The following is a 20,195-nucleotide window of genomic DNA, read 5'->3' as shown; positions in this document are numbered from 1 at the left end:
TATTTTTTCTTAGCTATAATGAATTACTTTTGAACATTCGATTTCCTTATGATTCAAACTTTACGTCATTCTTTCTTTTTTGCATTGCTGCTCGGCTTTCTTGGTCCAGTATTTCTGCATGCTCAAAATGATGGGAAATCGAAATCTAGACTAAGTATTCAACGAACAGCACAGCGCGTGACTTTGCCAATTTTATTGGCTAAGCGTTCATTTCATGTGAATCCTGCTTTGCAGACTAATCTTGATTTAAAGCAGAATTCATACCTAACGCAAATCATGAAGACAAGTTTTGCGAAAGCTTCCTCGACAAACATCGTAGGGCAGGTTCAGGATCGTAAATTAGTCGAAGAGAATAGCAACAATCCGAATTACTTGTTTTTAAATGACCGTATTCAAGTTTCGCATGCCTATCCTAATCCAGCTTCTGATTTTCTGGATATCGATTATCAGGTTGTAGGCAATCAGGAATTGCGAATTGGCTTTTTTAATGTATTGGGAGAACAAGTGAAGGAATTTTCCCTTGACAGAGATCAAAAAACATTGCGTATTTCCTTACGCGATTTTTCTTCAGGGATGTATCTATATCAATTGTCGATAGATGGCCGGTCGGTCGCTACCAAAAAAATTATTGTTCGGAAAGGGGTATAAAAAAAACCTGGATGGAAGTCATTCCATCCAGGTTCTGTAGAGACGCGATACTTCGCATCTACTCCCTAGGCTGAAGCCTAGGGTTATAAAAGAATTAGGATAACCCCAGACTTTAGTCTGGGGCTTTTTAGGTATCGCGTCTCGACACTATTGATTAGCAATCGTTCGCTTAATAAACGCTGTCAAATCAGCTCCCGTCAACAAATTCTGCGATAGTAAAGCTAGATCTGAGATTTGCTTCGCTAAAGCTTTTTGCTCTTCTTCAGATTCTAAGCTCGCTAATTTGCCAATCAACGGGTGATTCGCATTGACCGTAATATTATAGGTTGTTGGCATCGCCCCAAACATTCCCATGCCTCCGCCGTTTTTCGACATTTCACTCATGCGGCGCATGAACTCATTTTGGGTAACAATGGCAGGTAATTCGTCCGGAGACATGGCCTCAACGGCTACGACTTTTTGTTTGTCATTCAGGGTTTCTTCGAATACTTTCTTGACACTTTCTTTTTGTGTATCGCTCAGAATGGCTTCTAAGTTGATTCCTGTATCAATTAATTTATCAATTCGGTCTGCATCCACACGCTTCCATTGGGTTTTCTCCAATTTGGCTTCCATGGCTTGAATGAAATGACTATCGATTAAGGAATCAAGTCGTAATACTGAGTACTCTTTTTGTTTGGCGGATTGAATAAAGGCATCTTGCTGTTGTTCGTCAGTCGTATAGAGATAGACTTTGTTGCCATCTTTATCCGTTTGTGCTGCCTGAACCTCTTCAGCGTATTCGTCTAACGTAAAATATTTGTCATTCGTATCTTGAACTAAGCAAAAATTTGTTGCGCGTTCCATGAATTTTTCATCGGAAATCATTCCGTATTTGACGAATAAGCCAATATTCGCGAATTTCTCTTCGAATGCTGCACGGTCAGCCTTGAATAGGTCGGCCAATTTATCCGCAACTTTTTTCGTGATGTACGAATTGATTTTCTTGACATTTGAATCCGCTTGTAAGAAGGAACGAGACACGTTCAATGGAATATCCGGTGAATCAATGACTCCATGCAACAACATCAAGAATTCGGGTACGATGTCTTTGACTTCGTCGGTGATGAAGACTTGGCGGCTATATAATTGGATCTTTTCACGCTGCAACTGCATTTCATTCTTCACTTTCGGGAAGTATAAAATACCTGTTAGGTTGAATGGGTAATCCACGTTTAAATGAATCCAGAATAAGGGCTTTTCTTGCATCGGATACAATTCATCGTAGAATTGTAGGTAATCTTCGTCTGTTAAATCGGACGGAGACTTCGTCCAAATCGGATTTGGGTTGTTGATAATTTTCTCTTGAAATTCAATCGGCATCGGTAAGAACTTGCCATACTTTTCCAAGATGGATTTCAAACGATATTCTTCCAAGAATTCCTCGGAATCTTCCGCGATGTGTAGAATGATATCCGTTCCGCGTGTTTTCTTTTTGGCGGAACTAATCGAATATTCGGTTGAACCATCGCAAATCCAACGAGCTGCTTCGGCGCCATCTTGATAAGATTTCGAAATGATTTCCACTTCTTTGGCAACCATGAAAGCAGAATAGAATCCTAAGCCAAAATGACCGATGATCCCTTTGTCATCGCCTTGGTCTTTGTATTTCTCCACAAATTCTGTGGCGCCTGAGAAGGCGATTTGATTAATGTATTTTTTAATTTCTTCGGCAGTCATCCCGATTCCGTTGTCGGAAATCGTGATCGTTTTCTTGTCTTTGTCGAAGCTTACCTGCACTTTTAAATCACCCAACTCGCCATTGAATTCACCTATGGAGCTCAATCGCTTGATTTTTTGGGTGGCGTCTACCGCATTGGAAACCAACTCACGAAGGAAAATCTCGTGGTCCGAATAGAGAAATTTCTTGATAATAGGGAAGATGTTCTCAGTGTGAATGGAGATGTTACCTGTTTCTTTCATGTTTAATTGAGATTAAAAATCATAAATTTGGAATCCGATGGTTCAAATCTTAATCCAAAACCTATCGGAATGTCATATTGTCAGAAATTTTATGTCACATACATCCTTACGCCAAGAGCAAACCTGTCTTAATTGTGGACAAAAAGTACATGATCGTTTTTGTTCGTACTGCGGTCAAGAAAATCGTGAACCCCATGAATCCTTTTGGAGTTTGTTAATCCATTTTGTTGAAGATATTTTTCACTATGATGGTAAATTATTCACCACGATTAAGCAGCTTTTTCTAAAACCGGGTTTTTTATCCTCTGAATACCTACGTGGCAAAAGAACCGTTTATCTACATCCCATTCGCTTTTATTTATTCACTTCAGCCTTCTTTTTTATTAGTCTATTTTATGTTTTTCATCCCCTTGAAAAACGTTTGAGTCATGAACCCGAAAACTCGAGTAAAAAAGAATTGTCTTACCCCGTCATTGCTTTTAAAAATGGGTTTATGCAAGACCAAAAAGCAAATCCCAAAACGTTTGAAGACTACAAAAAACTTCAGGACAAATTACCGGAAGCCAAACGTGATTCTGAATTTGAACAGAAATTAGTCAAACAGGTATATGCGATCGGTAATGAATATAAAAATTCGGAGGATTTACTCGAGGCGCTTGTAGATACCATGTTGCACAAAATGTCTACCCTGCTTTTTATCGCATTACCCTTGTTGGCTTTTATTTTACAGTTGCTTTTTATAAGACGAAAAGGATTTTACTACATGCATCATGGCATATTCATTTTGCACATGGCTACCAGTTATTTTATTACCCTTTTCTTCGTAGAGGTCGTTGGAATTGTAAAATTGTTGACTTCCTGGGCTGTAGTTGGCCAAATTTCCGGATGGTTGATTTTTGCTTGGTTTGTTTATTATTTATTCGCTTTCAAACGCTTTTATCAATTAACCTGGCCTAAGGCAATGATTTATTATGCCTTTGCGGTTTTGATGCAACAGATATTATTGGCTTTTATTTTTATTGGTTTATTGATCTTTTCATTCTTTAGCCTGTGAGAATTCTAATCCTACTTTTATTGAGTAGTTCGGTCGTTTTCGCCCAACAAGAATCCCTGCGCATGGTTTATCCCTTTATGCCCTTGGGTATCAATCCCGCCATGGCAGGTGCCAAAGGCGTCGCCTCGATGATAGGTATTTATCGGAAAAAGCCATTGTTTCAAGGTGGGATTACGAATACAGCATCGTCCCAACAATATTTTAGTTTCGACATGCCTATCGCGCAAGAGAAAGGGGGCATCGGATTTTTGGCTTATAATACGGATCAGTCTTATGCCATGGCTTCAGGTGGAATTGCAGCTAATTTGGGTTTAGCGGCAGTTGGGTCGAAGCAATTGCAATGGGGAAGAGGGAATCATCTACGAATGGGTTTGGAATTAGGAGTCAATCAATTTCCCATCATTGGAAAAAGTGGAACAAGTGTCTTGGGTGGTCATTACGGTTGGGGCCTACAATATGAACGCGGGGATTTTCAATTGGGTTTTAGTTCGCCTGCGAATTCCTTCGAATCGAGTTATGGTTCTTTAAATAAGCCTTTGTACTTGACGGGGCAATACATCTTACATGTTTCCCAACATACCTTAAAGCTGGGGACGGTTATTCGAAGCCAACGAGAATCCACGAAAGCGGATTATTATGCTGTGTTTTGGGTGAAAGAAAAGTTGGGTGCAGGAATTTGGTATCAAGAAACAGGGTCTGAACTAGGTTCCAAGGCATTGTTAGGAAGTTTTGAGGTAGCGCTGGGTAAGAATTTTCGCTTGGGATATGCCTATGATTTTTTAGGGGAATCCACGGCTTATTATCCCGCAGGTTTTGGTTCAGCTGTATCCTCCGAACGGGCAGGATTTCATCAATTGTTTCTCCGTTATGAGGTGGATTTAGGAAATGGAAAAATTGCAGAATTCCGGCCTTAAGTAATTATGCGATTTCTTTGACTTTGGTAGGATAAAATTGGAATAAATAAAGAATTATTTAGTGCGCGAATAAATAGGATTTTTTCCAAAGAAATTTGTGCCCTTATATGGTATAAAAACCTCCGAATTGTTGGGTTTTATTGCCGAGAGTATATTAAATTGCGAGGATTTTTTTTCGAGAGAATTAAATTAACCTAAACCAAAACAATAACGTTTGAAACTATTTCTAGTCGACGGCTAGAATTTTACATTATGGATCCATTTTCCTACGTTGCCAATGCTGATACCCAAGTCATCGCTGACTTGTACGAAGCATATAAACAAGACCCTAATTCCGTAGACAGCTCTTGGAGAGATTTCTTTAAGGGATTCGATTTTTCACAAACCTGGTTAACAGACGCGCCGGTGGGCAATGCTGCAGATTCTGCACATGTTCAAAAAGAAATGGCGGTTATCTCGCTGATCAAAGCATTCCGCTCACGTGGACACTTGTTGTCTAAAACGAATCCTGTCCGGGAACGCAAAGACCGTCAGCCTCGATTAGGTTTGGCCGATTATGCACTTTCTGACGCTGATTTAGATACCGTATTTCAAGCGGGTGTTTTCTTAGGAATCGGACCTGCGACCTTGCGTCAAATTCAAGATGCTTTGCACAAAATTTATGCGGGAACTATCGGTTTTGAATATTCGTACATCCGTGAGGTAGCTACGAAGGAGTGGTTGCGTAACAAAATTGAAAAAGAAGCTTTGTCTTTCAATCCTTCGATTGAAAAGAAAAAACATATCCTTCAGAAATTGAACGAAGCAGTTGTTTTCGAGAATTTCTTAGGAACAAAATACTTAGGCCAAAAGCGTTTCGGCCTCGAAGGTGGAGAATCTACCATCGCTGGTTTGGATGCGATTATTAATACGTCGGCCGACTTAGGTGTGAAGGAAGCCATGATTGGTATGGCGCACCGAGGTCGTTTGAACGTGTTGGCGAATATTATGCACAAATCTTACGAATCGATCTTTGATGGTTTCGAAGGAAATGTGCCAAACGAAATTCATGGCGATGGTGACGTGAAATACCACTTAGGTTATTCATCGAAGCACATCTCGCCAAACGGTAGCGAAATTTCCTTGAAATTAGCACCGAATCCATCCCACTTAGAGGCGGTGAATCCTTTAGTTGAAGGCTTCTGTCGGGCAAGTGCTGATGCACATTATAGTGGAGATTATTCGAAAGTAATGCCCATTTTGATTCACGGAGATGCGGCGGTCGCTGGCCAAGGTATCGTGTACGAAGTGACGCAAATGGCGAAATTGAAAGGTTATTCAACGGGTGGAACGATTCACTTCGTGATCAATAACCAAGTAGGTTTTACAACAGATTTTGAAGATGCACGTTCGGCGATCTATTGCACGGATGTTGCCAAAATTATTGACGCACCGGTATTCCACGTGAATGGAGATGATCCAGAAGCCGTGGTTTTCGTTTCGCGTATTGCTGCGGAATTCCGTCAGGAGTTTGGCCGTGATGTATTTGTGGATATGGTTTGTTACCGTCGGAATGGACACAACGAATCAGATGAGCCTCGTTTTACGCAGCCTACGTTGTATGCCAACATTACGAATCACCCGAATCCACGCGAGATCTATACGCAAAAATTAATTAAGCAAGGAGAAATCGAAGCGAAGTTAGCGGAGCAAATGGACGCCGAGTTCAAAGCCGAGTTGCAAGCACGTTTGGATTTGGTAAAACAAAAAGTTCGCCCTCCATACATTCCATTGAAATTGGATAATGCTTGGTCGGAATTACGTTACTCAACGGAGAAAGATTTCGAAAAATCGCCTAATACGGCTATTTCGCAAGCTACTGTTGATCAAGTTGCGAAGGCGATTACTGTTTTGCCAAAGGGTTTTGTTGCCTTGAAGCAAATTGAAAAAGTAATTGCTGACCGTAAGGTATTTTTTGAAAAAGGCGAATTGAACTGGGCTACGGCTGAATTATTAGCTTATGGGTCTTTATTAGTTGAAGGCAAAGCAGTTCGTTTGTCGGGTCAAGACGTTCAACGTGGTACATTCTCGCACCGTCATGCCGTATTGCATGATGCGAACACGAACGAGAATTACAGTTCATTAAATCATATTTCAGATAAGCAGGAAAAAGCGCAAATCTATAATTCATTATTGTCGGAATACGGCGTTTTGGGTTATGAATTTGGTTATGCTTTAGCAAATCCCAATGCCTTGGTTATCTGGGAAGCACAGTTTGGGGATTTTGCCAATGGCGCTCAAACGATGATTGACCAATTCGTTTCATCTCATGAGTCGAAGTGGGGAACACAAAACGGTTTAGTGATGTTGTTGCCGCATGGTTACGAGGGACAAGGGCCAGAGCACTCAAATGCTCGTCCGGAACGTTTCTTGCAATTAGCCGCGGAGAATAATATGGTAATTGCCAACTTGACAACGCCGGCGAATATTTTCCATGCTTTACGCCGCCAATTAACTTGGGAGTTCCGCAAGCCATTGGTTGTGATGTCGCCTAAGTCTATTTTCCGTCATCCCAAAGTTGTTTCGAAGATGGATGCCTTTACGAAAGGTTCTTTCCAAGAAGTGATTGGAGATGAATTTGCAGACAAAGCGAAAGTAAAACGCGTGTTGATCTGTTCTGGTAAAGTATATTTTGATTTATTGGATCGTCAAGAAAAAGACAAGCGTAAGGATGTAGCAATTATCCGTTTGGAGCAATTGCATCCATTCCCAACGAAGCAAGTGGAAGCAGAATTAGCGAAATACAAATCAGCTGAGGTATTCTACGTGCAAGAAGAACCGGAAAACATGGGCTATTGGTCGTATGTGATTCGTGAGTTTGGTTGGTCACGTTTCAGTAAATTAGTCGCACGTAAGAAATCGGCCTCACCGGCGACAGGATTCTTAAAGGTGCATGGAGAGGAGCAGGCAGCATTGATAAACAGAGCATTTGAATAATCGAATATTATGGCTATAGAAATGAAAGTGCCCGCGGTGGGCGAGTCAATCACGGAAGTAACGGTTGCCACTTGGAACAAGAAAGAAGGCGACCACGTGAAATTAGATGAGGTGTTGTGCGAACTAGAATCGGACAAAGCAACATTTGAATTGCCAGCTGAGGCTGAAGGTATTTTGCACATTGTGGCAAAAGAAGGAGATGTTTTGCCAATTGGTGCAGTAATCTGCACGATTGAGGCTGGCGGTGCGACAGCATCCGTAACTGTGGCAGATGCAGCTCCAGCAGCCGTTGCCGCTCCTGCACCCGCAGCAGCACCAGCACCTGCAGCAGGTCCAACGAGCGTTTTGGAAGTTAAAGTTCCGGCGGTAGGTGAGTCTATTTCAGAAGTTACCGTTTCGGTTTGGAACAAGAAAACAGGGGATGTAGTTGCCTTGGATGAAGTTCTTTGCGAATTAGAGTCGGATAAAGCGACCTTCGAATTACCAGCAGAATCAGCAGGCGTGTTAGAGGTAATTGCTCAGCCAGGTTCTGTGGTTCCGATTGGAGGATTGTTAGCGAAAATCACTGTAGGTGGTTCCGTTTCAGCAGCACCAGCGGCGGCTCCAGCTCCGGCAGCAGCGGCTCCAGCAGCAACAGCTTCTTCAGATGCAAATTATGCCGCAGGACATCCTTCGCCAGCAGCAGCCAAAATATTGGATGAAAAAGGAATTGCGGCAGCATCAGTTGCGGGTTCAGGTGTAGGTGGACGTATCACGAAAGAAGATGCGATGGCAGCTTCAAAACCAGCGGCAGCTGCACCAGCAGCAGCGGCTCCGGCGGCTTCGCCAGCAGTGGCACAAGGAGGAACGCGTCGTGAGAAAATGAGTTCATTGCGTAAAACAGTGGCCCGTCGTTTGGTCGCTGTGAAAAATGAGACGGCGATGTTGACAACCTTCAACGAGGTGGACATGAAGCCGGTCATGGATTTACGTGGCAAATACAAAGATAAATTCAAGGAGAAGCATGGCGTAGGCTTAGGCTTTATGTCCTTCTTCACGAAAGCGGTTTGCGTGGCCTTGAAGGAATTCCCTTCGGTGAATGCGAAGATCGATGGCGATGAAATCGTGTTCCACGATTATTGCGATATTTCGATTGCGGTTTCTGCTCCGAAAGGTTTAGTTGTTCCCGTGATTCGTTCTGCGGAGAACTTGTCTTTGGCAGGTATCGAATCCGAAGTGGTTCGTTTAGCAGGGAAAGCACGTGAAAATAAATTGAGTTTGGAAGAAATGAGTGGCGGAACATTTACGATCACGAATGGTGGCGTATTTGGTTCGATGCTTTCAACGCCGATCATCAATGCACCACAAGTAGCGATCTTAGGTATGCACAATATCGTAGAGCGTCCTGTGGTTGTTGACGGTCAAATCGTTGTTCGCCCAATCATGTATTTGGCATTATCGTATGATCACCGCATCATCGATGGCCGTGAGTCGGTAAGTTTCTTAGTTCGCTTAAAGCAACTATTAGAAGATCCAGCTCGTTTATTGTTAGATATTTAATTACCAGAATAGGCCTTGCGGGGCCTATTCGTTTTCAATCGCCTTATGCAAGAATTTGATGTTATCGTAATTGGTTCGGGTCCTGGAGGATATGTTTCGGCAATTCGTTCGGCCCAATTGGGTTTCAAAGTAGCTATCGTGGAAAAATATTCCGTGATGGGTGGAACATGTTTGAATGTAGGATGTATTCCTTCCAAAGCGTTGTTGGACTCATCCGAGCATTATCACAATGCGGTGCATAGTTTCCAAGAGCATGGCATTGAAATTCCGAAGCCGAAAGTAAATTTGGACCAAATGATTAAGCGCAAAGCGGGTGTGGTGTCGAATTTGAACGCGGGAATTGCGTATTTGATGAAGAAAAATAAGATCACGACCTTTCATGGTTTGGGATCATTTGATTCTGCCAAAACCGTTAAAGTGACCAAAGAAGATGGTTCTTCGGAAGTGATTTCAGGAAAGAACATTATTATTGCAACGGGTTCTAAGCCAACGGCTCTTCCGTTCATTCCGGTGGATAAGGATCGTATCATTACGTCGACGGAAGCCTTGAAAATGAAGGAAATTCCCAAGCATTTGATCGTGATTGGTGCTGGAGTAATTGGTGCAGAATTAGGTTCTGTTTATGCACGTTTGGGATCGAAAGTTTCATTTGTGGAATTTGCGGATAGCATGATTCCAACGATGGATAAGACGATGGGCAAGGAATTGCAGAAGTCAATTGCCAAATTAGGCGCTGATTTTTACTTGTCTCATAAGGTGACTTCGGCAGCTGTGAAAGGCAAGGAAGTGACCGTAAAGGCTCAAGATGCATCAGGTAAAGATGTAGAGATTAAAGGAGATTATTGCTTGGTATGCATTGGTCGCCGCCCTTATACAGATGGCTTGAACTTAGCTGCGGCAGGTTTAACTGCTGATGAGCGTGGTCGGATCGCGGTCGATGAGCATACGCTTCAAACATCGATTCCGGGTATTTATGCGATTGGTGATGTTGTCCGCGGGGCGATGTTGGCACATAAAGCAGAGGAAGAAGGAACATTCGTAGCGGAAGTTATTGCGGGTCAAAAACCACATATCAATTACAATTTGATTCCAGGTGTTGTTTATACGTGGCCAGAAGTGGCTTCAGTAGGGAAGACGGAGCAGGAATTAAAAGCGGCAGGTATCGCTTACAAAGAAGGTTCATTCCCGTTCAAGGCATTAGGTCGTGCGATTGCATCGGGCGATGTGGATGGTTTGGCGAAGGTATTGGCGGATGCGAATACGGATGAGATTTTAGGTGTTCACATCATCGGCGCGCGTGCAGCGGATATGATCGCGGAAGCGGTTGTGGCGATGGAATACCGCGCATCAGCGGAAGATGTGGCGCGTATGTCACATGCACATCCAACTTACACGGAGGCGATGAAAGAAGCTTGCTTGGCTGCGACGGCGAAGCGGGCGATACATGCTTAGGGAGGTAAGAGTTAAGAATTAAAAGATAAGAGTTTTTTTGAATATAGATAGTGCTGGCTGATGCTGGCACTATTTTTTTTGTTTTGTAGAGACGCGAAGTTTCGTGCCGATTCCCCAGACTGAAGTCTGGGGTTATAACCCCAGGTTTTAACCTGGGGATTTAGACGCGAAGTATCGCGTCTCTACTCCACCTTTAAGGATTCCAAATCTATCGACTTCGCCCGCGCATAGAATCTCCACGAAAGTAAGATCGATGAACAAACCAAACTAGCCGTCAAGCCCATCCAAATGCCGACAGCTCCTACACCCAGGTAAATGCCAACATAATAGGAAATCGGAATGCCCATTCCCCAATACGAGAATACCGTGATGGCCGTTGGGATTTTGACATCTTGTAAGCCGCGTAAGAGGCCTAAGGATACCGCCTGAATCCCGTCGAAGAGTTGGAATATCGCTCCCCAAACCACCAAGGTGACAGCGATCGCGATGACCGGTAATTCTTGCGTATAACCACGTACTAGATATTCCCTACCAAAGAAAAAGACCAAGGCACAGACACCCATGAATATCACCGATAAAATCAAGGCGGCATGTCCGGAACGTTTGATTTCAGAACGATCTCGTTCGCCGATTGCCGTGCCCACATTAATTCCGCCTGCTACGGCTATGCCCGTCGCCATCATGTAGGTGATCGATGCCATGTTGATCGCTACGATGTGTGCAGCTTGCGCCGTCACAGAAATCCAGCCCATCATGACAACGGCCATTCCAAAGGTCGCAATCTCAAAGAAACCCTGCATACCCGAAGGAATTCCAATGCGTAAGATGTTTTTCTCTAAGACGTTTTTCACCACATGCACATGTCCCTTACGTAAATAAGGTTTGAATTCATCCCGCGTAAATACGTAAATGGCTAATGTGGCTGCCATAAATAAGCGAGAAACTAAGGTCGAAATTCCGGAACCTAATAAGCCCAATGCCGGAAATCCCCAAACACCATTGATCAATAAATGATTACCAAACACGTTCATGGATAAAGCGATGATTGTAATTGTCATTCCCACCGTGGTCCGTTGGAGCCCATCCATAAAACTCTTCAAGGCAATAAACCAGAATATAGGTAATACAGAAACCGAAATCAAACTCAAAAAGGGTAGGGTCAAGGTTTTATTAGCTTCCGTCTGCCCAAATAAATCGTAATTCAATCCCACGATTCCTGTAATGAGAATGGTCGCGATACCTAACAAGGTCGCTACGCGTAAATTGGCCCGCAGTAAATTTCCACATTCCGTTTGATCGCCTTCGGCTACAGCCTTGGAGATCATCGGGGAAACGATTTGAATACAGATAATGCCTACAATCGCAATGGTGAAAAAGATGGAATGCGCCATGCCGGATGCACCTAAACTTTCAGCGGCACCGGTCGACATTTGGCCTACCTGAATCGTATCGGCAAGGCCCATAAGCATAACGCCCAATTCGCCCACCACAATAGGTAAGGCCAATTGGACGGTCTGTTTAATCTTAGCAAATAAAGACATCTTAAATACGTACGATTTCTGCACCGATCGCATTTAAACGCGTATCGATGTTTTGGTATCCGCGATCAATTTGCTCAATGTTGTCGATGATGGATGTGCCATTCGCCGACATTGCCGCGATCAATAAGGAAACCCCCGCACGAATATCTGGTGAAGACATGCGAATGCCTTTCAAGGTTTGCTTGCGATCGAAACCAACCACTGTAGCACGGTGTGGATCACAAAGAATGATTTGTGCGCCCATCTCGATCAAACGATCCACGAAGAACAAACGTGATTCAAACATTTTTTGGTGAATCAATACCGTTCCTTTTGCTTGGATAGCTGTCACTAAAATAATGGATAACAAGTCGGGCGTGAAACCTGGCCATGGATGATCCGAGATGGTCAACATCGATCCATCGATGAAGTTTTCTAATTCGTAATGTTCTTGCGATGGGATGAAAATATCATCGCCACGGAATTCCATTTGGATACCTAATTTTTTAAATACATCAGGAATGATCCCTAATTGAGGAATTTGGCAGTTTTTAATCGTAATTTCTGATTGTGTCATCACGGCCATACCGATGAATGAACCGATTTCGATCATGTCGGGCAACATCGTGTGTTCTGTACCATGAAGCTCATCAACGCCTTCGATAACTAATAAATTAGAACCGATACCTGAGATTTTTGCTCCCATGCGGTTCAACATCTTCGATAATTGTTGCAAATATGGTTCGCAAGCTGCATTGTAAATGGTTGTCGTTCCTTTTGCAAGTACGGCAGCCATCAAGATATTTGCTGTACCGGTTACCGATGCTTCGTCTAACAACATATAAGCACCTTGCAATTGCGAGGCATCTACTTCATAGATTCCACCATCTTCCGCGCTATAATTGAATTTCGCACCTAATTTCATGAATCCGAAAAAGTGCGTATCTAAACGTCGGCGGCCAATTTTATCACCTCCGGGTGAAGGAATACGTCCTTTTTTGAATCGCGCCAAAGTTGGCCCTAATAACATCACCGAACCACGAAGTGCAGCAGCTTTTTTCTTGTAGGTTTCAGATTCCAAGTAATCAATGTTCACTTGAGATGCATCAAACTCAATGCTGGTTTCCGATAAACGACGCATGCTCACGCCCATGTCCCCCAATAAATCAATCAATTGGTTGACATCGCGGATATTCGGTATGTTGTGAATCGTAACAGGCTCTGCTGTTAATACCACTGCACACAAAATTTGCAATGCTTCGTTCTTTGCTCCTTGAGGAGTAATTTCTCCTTTCATCCGGCGGCCACCGGTAACCTTAAATGATGCCATAAATCTTACTTATTTTTACGGTAATTGTTATTACGATTGTTGTTGTTATTTCTGAAGTTGTTCTTCCGGAAGTTGTTGTTCCGGTTGTTGTTATTATTCGGGTATTCTGGCGCATTGTATGCGTTTCGCGCATTATTTGCCACTTTTGCATGACCTAAAGTCTCTTGCGATAATTCGTCGACGATGCTGCCTAGAAGATTCTCCGACATATCTTTGATGTTCTGCCAAATGACTGAATCATCAACCGTGTCTTTGTTCCAGGTCACATAGAAGCCTTTCATCAAACGAGCGATGTAGGCCACCAAAATCTTTTTATCCTCTAATTTCTCTTCGGCTATGGCGCGTAGAATTAACAATTCTACATTACGACCATAATGCTTGAATTTCAAATGATGTTGGTTATATGCAACTTTACGAGGTGCTTTACCTACCGACTCCGGTGATGGGGGAGGAAATGGGCCTTGCACATCCAACTCGAAATTCGACATGATAAACAAGTCATCCCAAAGCTTTTTGGAATAATCTTGACTGTTGTCCTTCATGTTGGGATGAATCTGTTTCATCAAATCCACCATGATAAAGGCATATTTGGTACGCTGCTCGCGGTCGGCGATGGTCATAATGTAATTGACCAATTTTTGTACACTCGATCCGTATTCTTTCATATTAATTTGAAAATGTTAACCACATCACTAGATGCGGAAATGCAATCAGGCAAAATACCACGATCGCCCATAAAGACATTACTAAAACAGCTCCTGCTGCATAATCTTTCACTTGTTTGGCCAAAGGATGGTGTTCTGGAGAAACCAAATTTGTGAGCCTTTCAATCGATGTATTGATTAATTCAGCTACCCAAACACAGGCCACAGCTAGGCTGATCCAAATCCATTCTTGGGCAGTAAATTCCATGTTGAAGCCCACATAAATCACCAAGGCTGTCGTAACTAAATGTATTTTGGCATTTCTTTCTTGTTTGATCAGATTAACAATCCCATCAAGCGCATGCCCAATACTTTGATTTAGCTGTTTGAAAAACATTAAAATTCTGCCGTTTTAGGTGTTCTTGGGAAAGGAATCACATCACGGATGTTGCTCATTCCTGTTACGAATAAAACCAAACGCTCAAAGCCTAATCCAAAGCCTGCATGGGGTGCAGATCCGAATTTACGCGTTTCTAAGTACCACCAGATCGATTCTTCTTCGATACCTACTTCTTTTGTGCGTTGCAATAATTTCTCGTAATCGTCTTCACGTTGCGATCCTCCAATGATTTCTCCGATGCCAGGAAATAATACGTCCATCGCACGAACGGTTTTGCCGTCTTCGTCCAACTTCATGTAGAATGCCTTGATGTCTTTCGGGTAATTCGTTAGGATAACCGGTTTTTTGAAGTGTTTTTCAACCAACCAGCGCTCGTGTTCCGATTGTAAATCGATGCCCCATTCCACAGGATATTGGAATTTGCCTTGCTTGTGGGTTTTCGATTGCAATAAGATGTTGATCGCTTCCGTGTAGGTAATGCGCTCAAAGTGGTTTTCGGTGACAAAACGTAACTTTTCAGTTAGGCTTAGTTCCGACTGCTCCTCTTTTTTCTTTGTTTTTTCTTCGTCCAATAAACGCTTTTCTAAGAATGCGATATCATCCGCACAATGGTCTAAAGCGTATTTGATACAGAATTTGGTGAAGTCTTCCGCCAAATTCATGTTGTCCTCTAATTCATTAAAGGCAACTTCGGGTTCAATCATCCAAAACTCTGCCAAGTGCCGAGTTGTGTTTGAATTCTCCGCACGGAAAGTAGGTCCAAAGGTATACACCTTCGATAAAGCCATCGCGCCTAATTCACCTTCTAGTTGGCCTGAAACCGTTAAATTCGTCTCCTTACCAAAGAAATCTTCCTTGAAATCTACCTTACCATCTTCAGTCAATGGAGGGTTCGTAGCCGGTAACGTTGTTACACGGAACATTTCACCCGCACCTTCTGCATCCGATCCTGTGATGATAGGCGTATGCAAATAGAAGAATTGGTTTTGGTTGAAATACGTGTGAACCGCATAAGCCAACGCGTGGCGTACACGTAAAATGGCCGAGAACGTATTCGTCCGAGGGCGTAAATGCGCGATTTCACGCAAGAACTCCAAGGAGTGTTTTTTCGGCTGTAATGGGTATTTTTCTGGATCAGCAATCCCGTAAACTTCAATGGAATTTACTTGTAACTCGACCGATTGTCCTTGTCCTTGTGAAGGAATCAGCGTTCCAGTCATGGCAATACATGCCCCAGTCGTTACTAATTTCAATGTTTCTTCTGAAACGGCTCCATCCGAAACGACACCTTGAATGTTGTGAATCGTAGATCCATCGTTTAAGGCAATGAAAGCGACATTGGCTGAAACGCGTTTGGTACGAACCCAACCTTTGATGACAAGGCTTTGGTTAGATGGGGATAAGGAAAGGATTTCTTTAATTTGCATAAATGATTCTCAGTAGCCCTGTAATGGGCGCAATAAGCCTCAAAAATACCACAAAAAAACCGAATTTTTTCAATTATTTTTGCATTTAAATTTACGCCCTTATGCAAGGTTTATCCATTAATTTGTCGCAACAGCAACGACTTTCTCCGCAGCAAATCCAGCTGATTAAGTTATTGCAAATCCCCACGGCCGAATTGGCTGCGCGGATCGAGGCGGAATTGGAGGAAAATCCGGCTTTGGAGGAGGGGATTTCCGAGGAGCGATTGGAGGAAATGGAAGATCGAGAGACGGTAGATGACCTCGCAAATGATGAAATGGCTATTGATGATTATCTACAAGATGATTATGCGGGCTATAAAATGGCGGGGGATTCCTATGATCCCAACGAGGAGATGCGTGAGCGTCCGATGCCCACCGTTCCAAGTGCCGAGGAATTCTTATTGATGCAAATTGGTTTTGTTATTACAAACGAACGGGAGCGCATCATTGCCGAACAATTGATTGGTTCATTGGAAGACGACGGTTATTTACGTCGGAATATTGAGAGCATTGTCAATGACTTAGCTTTTACGGTTGGCTTTGAGACTGATTACCAAGAAGTAGAACGAGTACTTTTACTAGTTCAGCAATTGGATCCTGCGGGAATCGGAGCGCGGGATTTGCAGGAATGTTTGTCGATTCAATTGCACCGCAAGCATTTCGCCGATGAGCATGCGTTGCAGGTAGCGATACGCTTGATTGATCAGTATTTTGATGAGTTTTCGAAAAAGCATTACAGTCAATTACAACAGAAATTAGGTGTCGATGAGGCTTTACTTAAGCAAGCCATCAACATCATTACGCATTTAAACCCGAAGCCCGGTGGAAGTGAAGCAGGGGAGGTGGCCCCGTTTTTACAACCTGATTTTATTGTAAGCCAGTCGGACGGTAAATTGGACATTAAATTAAATGGCAAGAATGCGCCAGAATTGCGCGTGAGTAAGTCATTTCAAGAAATGTTACAAACTTATTCCAAAGGTGATAAGCAACAAAAGGAGGTTAAGGAAGCGGTGACCTTCATTAAACATAAGTTGGATTCTGCCTCCTGGTTCATTCAAGCGATCCAACAGCGGCAGGGAACCTTGTTGAAGACGATGGAAAGTATCGTCGGCCAGCAATATGATTTTTTCTTGACGGGCGATGAATCCAAGTTGAAGCCCATGCGCATGAAGGAAATCGCGGAAGTCATCGAAATGGACATTTCGACGGTTTCTCGGGTGGTTTCGGCTAAATCCGTTCAAACGGATTTTGGGATGTATCCCTTGAAGTATTTCTTTTCGGAGGGGATTACGCATGAGTCTGGGGAGGATTTTTCTACCCGAGAGGTAAAGAATATTTTACGCGAATTGATTGAGCAGGAGCCCGCAGGACACGCATATTCGGATGAGGAATTAGAAGGCTTGTTAGCTGAAAAGGGATTTGTAGTTAAAAGAAGAACAGTTGCCAAATACCGTGAGCAATTAGGGATTCCAGTTGCCCGACTTCGTAGGAAAATGGAATAAGGCCACATAGGTATTTTGTGAATTTATACTACCTTGTGATTTCTAAACCTTATTTATTCATGAAAAGTATATTGCTCTTGGGCTTGTTGGTCCCATCCATGCTATTAGCTCAAGAAATTAAAGTTCCTACAGGTTTTTACGTTGCTGAAATCGCTAAAAATCAAGGTTCCGTACGTCACATTACCGTTTCCAAACAAGGCCATGTGTATGCTAAATTATCCAAGTTAAAAGATGGAAATGGAATCGTCCAATTGAAAGATACCGATCAAGATGGGGTTTTTGAGGAAGAAACCCTTTTTGGGAAATATCCAGGAACGGGTATCATGATTGATGGCGAATATTTTTATGCATCATCAAACAAGGGTGTTTTTCGCTATGCCTTGAATGCAAAAGGAGAAATTGCCGACTTAAATACCTTTGAAACCATTGTAGATGGATTACCTGATCATGGTCGGGATAATGCCAAGCCTTTTGTTTTTGATGCAGGAAAAAAACATATTTATGTGACAATTGGGTCCTGGAATGATCCTTGTCGGGTCCCTGGCACAGGTCAAGGTATGAATCCATGTGCGGTATTAGATTCAGCGGGTGGGGTATGGCAATTTGATGCGAATAAATTAAATCAAGGTTTTAAGGATGGTGTTCGATATGCTACAGGCTTAAAAAATGCTGTGGGGATTACTTGGAATCCACAAACGCAATCGCTATTTGCCATGGCGCACGGTCGGGGACAATTCCACGATTTTTATCCGCAATACTACACACCACAGCAATCACAAGAATTACCTGCCGAGGCGATGTACGAATTCAAAAAAGCAGGCGATGATGCCGGTTGGCCCTATATCTATTACGACCAAAAGCAAAACAAGAAAATCGTTGCTCCCGAATATGGTGGCGATGGTAAGAAAACAGGTGGTGAAAAAGCATTGAACCCTGTGGTCGCTTTTCCAGCGCACATGGGTCCCAATGATATCTTATTTTACCAAGGGAATCAATTTCCCGTGCGTTACAAACATGGAGCATTTATTGCCTTTCATGGCCAATCTTCGGAATTGAAGAAAGGGTATTTGGTTGCCTTTGTTCCCTTTAAAAACGGCAAGCCGAGTGGGAAATGGGAGATATTTGCGGATAATTTTGCTGGAACGGATTTGGCAAAACCGACGGGACCTATTCAACACCGACCTTGTGGATTGGCGGAAGGACCGGATGGTTCGCTGTATGTTAGTGATGATTTAGGAGGAAGTATCTATCGGATTCAATTTAAAAAATAGAAGCAAGTGCTTGTGAACGATGCACTTAGCTTTTTTGAAGATTCTGCATCGATATTTTTTTTCGAATGAATGTTTCGATTTTTAAAAACTATTTCTACCTTTGCAGTCCCGAAAGGGTAATGGTTGCGTAGCTCAACTGGATAGAGCATCTCACTACGGATGAGAAGGTTTGGGGTTCGAATCCCTACGCGACCACGATACTTTATACAATATGCCCTTTTAAAGCAATTTAGAAGGGCTTTTTGTTTGTATTCAGATTTCTGTAACCAGAACTGAGACCAAAACTTGATGAAACACATATAAACTAGTCGAGCCTTTTGCTCATTGCAAATCTAAAGCAAATGATTTAATCTGCAATAACTGAAGAGTCTTAACACCCCTCGGTCGCTCCGCCCCCTCGGTCATCTTTAGACATAGATTGCTCTAAGATTCACTATCAACAAGCTACCGTCCGAATTCAGATTTCGAAAAGACAAATGCCTACCCACCCCATTGAATAAAACGGATTTCTTTTCTTGCTAGTCGGGGATGATTAATGATATATAACCTAGCATCAACACCTATACGCTGGGGATGTAATTCTTCCCACAGAAGGCAAATGTTGACTTGTGGAAGGTTGTTTGTTCCAAAGGAGGCAAATGGTATTCAGGGGATAAAAGATGCCTTAGAGGCGAAGTATTGACTAAATATGAAAAGGGTTAAAAGTGGTGAGATGACTCTGCGAAAAGACGTTTTTTTTTGGGGGGGGGTATGTCGACCGTTTGATAAATAATTCTTGAGATAATCCTTGCATTATCACACAAATACTACCTTTAAATTAATTCATTTATAAATCAATAACTAAAATGAAAAATAATCAAATATTTTTGGTCTTTTTGGGACTTTTTTTGCTGGTTGGAGTTTTAACTAATCCTAGTCAAGAGAGACATAAAGAGGTAGTAAAAAATAAACTTAATGTCATTATGCAGAAAGCAATGAATGAGAGTTTGAAAAATTCAGATTCAGGAGCTCAGCAAATTGGTTCCGCATTAGGATTAATGCTTGGGGGAGCGATGTTGGATAGAATGATTGAAAGTATGGTTTCAACTGATAATTATGTTTTATTTTCAACTACAAAAATTACTTGGGAAGGTAAATCCAAATTAATAGGAATCGGCTTATTTGGAAATGTTTTTATTTCTGATGAGCTTGACCAAGCTCTAAAAGATGGGAAGGGGTTATTCCACTCAAATTAATTATAAAAAGAATAAATATTAAATTATTAAAAGAATTTTCATATTCCTGGTTTAATTTATTTCCACTCATTTGTCTAAGGCGTTATTAGAAACATTCGAAATTTCACAGAATATCATCAAATTGAACATAGATGTTAAGGGTCAAAAGACATTAAATGAAATTGAATTAATCAAAAATCATAATTTAACACAATAGCGAATTTTGCTTTCAGAAAATCATTTTTATTGCAAATCCATTTTATGTCTATTTTTAAATAAGTAGTCATTAATCAAATAACTCTA

General features: G+C 42.2%; 15 protein-coding genes and 1 tRNA gene. 10 read left to right on the top strand and 6 right to left on the bottom strand.

Annotation, left to right across the window (positions count from 1 at the left end):
* Positions 1–48: 48 nt before the first annotated feature.
* Positions 49–648 (top strand): T9SS type A sorting domain-containing protein, encoded by a 600-nt coding sequence (locus tag SKC38_RS02900; protein ID WP_377974934.1) that lies wholly within the window; start codon positions 49–51, stop codon positions 646–648.
* Between the two features lie 147 nt (positions 649–795).
* On the opposite strand, the gene htpG is transcribed toward SKC38_RS02900, so the two are convergent.
* Positions 796–2,610, bottom strand: coding sequence for a molecular chaperone HtpG (gene htpG / locus SKC38_RS02895; RefSeq protein WP_377974932.1), 1,815 nt, complete (start codon positions 2,608–2,610; stop codon positions 796–798).
* A gap of 91 nt (positions 2,611–2,701) precedes the next feature.
* On the opposite strand from htpG, the gene SKC38_RS02890 reads away from it, so the two are divergent.
* The 5 genes from SKC38_RS02890 (at position 2,702) to lpdA (ending at position 10,545) form a co-directional block, all read left to right on the top strand.
* On the top strand, positions 2,702–3,664 hold the full coding sequence (locus tag SKC38_RS02890; protein WP_377974930.1) for a DUF3667 domain-containing protein: 963 nt from the start codon (positions 2,702–2,704) through the stop codon (positions 3,662–3,664).
* Positions 3,661–4,578, top strand: coding sequence for a type IX secretion system membrane protein PorP/SprF (locus tag SKC38_RS02885; RefSeq protein WP_377974928.1), 918 nt, complete (start codon positions 3,661–3,663; stop codon positions 4,576–4,578). The genes SKC38_RS02890 and SKC38_RS02885 overlap by 4 nt, the downstream gene beginning before the upstream one ends.
* A gap of 252 nt (positions 4,579–4,830) precedes the next feature.
* A complete protein-coding gene (locus SKC38_RS02880) occupies positions 4,831–7,554 on the top strand; it encodes a 2-oxoglutarate dehydrogenase E1 component (protein ID WP_377974927.1) in 2,724 nt (907 codons plus the stop codon).
* A 9-nt stretch (positions 7,555–7,563) separates the two neighbouring features.
* Positions 7,564–9,093, top strand: a complete 1,530-nt coding sequence (odhB, locus tag SKC38_RS02875) for a 2-oxoglutarate dehydrogenase complex dihydrolipoyllysine-residue succinyltransferase (RefSeq protein ID WP_377974925.1) — start codon at positions 7,564–7,566, stop codon at positions 9,091–9,093.
* 45 nt (positions 9,094–9,138) lie between these two features.
* Positions 9,139–10,545: a dihydrolipoyl dehydrogenase gene (gene lpdA, locus SKC38_RS02870; RefSeq protein WP_377974923.1), complete on the top strand. Its 1,407-nt coding sequence runs from the start codon at positions 9,139–9,141 to the stop codon at positions 10,543–10,545.
* A 182-nt stretch (positions 10,546–10,727) separates the two neighbouring features.
* Here lpdA and SKC38_RS02865 read toward each other — a convergent pair whose 3' ends face one another.
* The 5 genes from SKC38_RS02865 to asnS are packed head-to-tail and all read right to left on the bottom strand — an operon-like array spanning position 10,728 to position 15,866.
* Positions 10,728–12,110 (bottom strand): MATE family efflux transporter, encoded by a 1,383-nt coding sequence (locus SKC38_RS02865; protein WP_377974921.1) that lies wholly within the window; start codon positions 12,108–12,110, stop codon positions 10,728–10,730.
* Positions 12,088–13,395, bottom strand: a complete 1,308-nt coding sequence (gene murA / locus SKC38_RS02860; protein WP_377974919.1) for a UDP-N-acetylglucosamine 1-carboxyvinyltransferase — start codon at positions 13,393–13,395, stop codon at positions 12,088–12,090. Before murA ends, SKC38_RS02865 begins: the two co-directional genes overlap by 23 nt.
* Positions 13,396–13,400: 5 nt before the next feature.
* The gene (locus SKC38_RS02855) at positions 13,401–14,060 is read right to left on the bottom strand and encodes a DUF4290 domain-containing protein (RefSeq protein WP_377974917.1); all 660 of its coding nucleotides are present in this window, start codon (positions 14,058–14,060) and stop codon (positions 13,401–13,403) included.
* Position 14,061: 1 nt separating this feature from the next.
* Complete coding sequence (locus SKC38_RS02850; protein ID WP_377974915.1) at positions 14,062–14,436, bottom strand: diacylglycerol kinase family protein; 375 nt, start codon at positions 14,434–14,436, stop codon at positions 14,062–14,064.
* Positions 14,436–15,866 carry an asparagine--tRNA ligase gene (gene asnS / locus SKC38_RS02845; RefSeq protein ID WP_377974914.1) on the bottom strand — a complete coding sequence of 477 codons (1,431 nt, stop codon included), beginning with the start codon at positions 15,864–15,866 and terminating at the stop codon, positions 14,436–14,438. The genes SKC38_RS02850 and asnS overlap by 1 nt, the downstream gene beginning before the upstream one ends.
* Positions 15,867–15,967: 101 nt before the next feature.
* Here asnS and rpoN point away from each other — a divergent pair, with 101 nt between their 5' ends.
* From rpoN to SKC38_RS02825, 4 genes are all read left to right on the top strand, one after another.
* The gene (rpoN, locus tag SKC38_RS02840; RefSeq protein ID WP_377974912.1) at positions 15,968–17,407 is read left to right on the top strand and encodes an RNA polymerase factor sigma-54; all 1,440 of its coding nucleotides are present in this window, start codon (positions 15,968–15,970) and stop codon (positions 17,405–17,407) included.
* Positions 17,408–17,466: 59 nt separating this feature from the next.
* Positions 17,467–18,678 (top strand): PQQ-dependent sugar dehydrogenase, encoded by a 1,212-nt coding sequence (locus SKC38_RS02835; RefSeq protein WP_377974910.1) that lies wholly within the window; start codon positions 17,467–17,469, stop codon positions 18,676–18,678.
* A 121-nt stretch (positions 18,679–18,799) separates the two neighbouring features.
* Positions 18,800–18,873, top strand: a tRNA-Arg gene (locus SKC38_RS02830).
* Positions 18,874–19,523: 650 nt separating this feature from the next.
* Positions 19,524–19,913, top strand: coding sequence for a DUF4359 domain-containing protein (locus SKC38_RS02825; protein WP_377974909.1), 390 nt, complete (start codon positions 19,524–19,526; stop codon positions 19,911–19,913).
* Positions 19,914–20,195: the final 282 nt, after the last annotated feature.

The organism is Aquirufa echingensis (assembly GCF_042714525.1).
Classification (GTDB): domain Bacteria; phylum Bacteroidota; class Bacteroidia; order Cytophagales; family Spirosomataceae; genus Aquirufa; species Aquirufa echingensis.
This window is presented reverse-complemented; position numbering and strand designations above follow the sequence as displayed.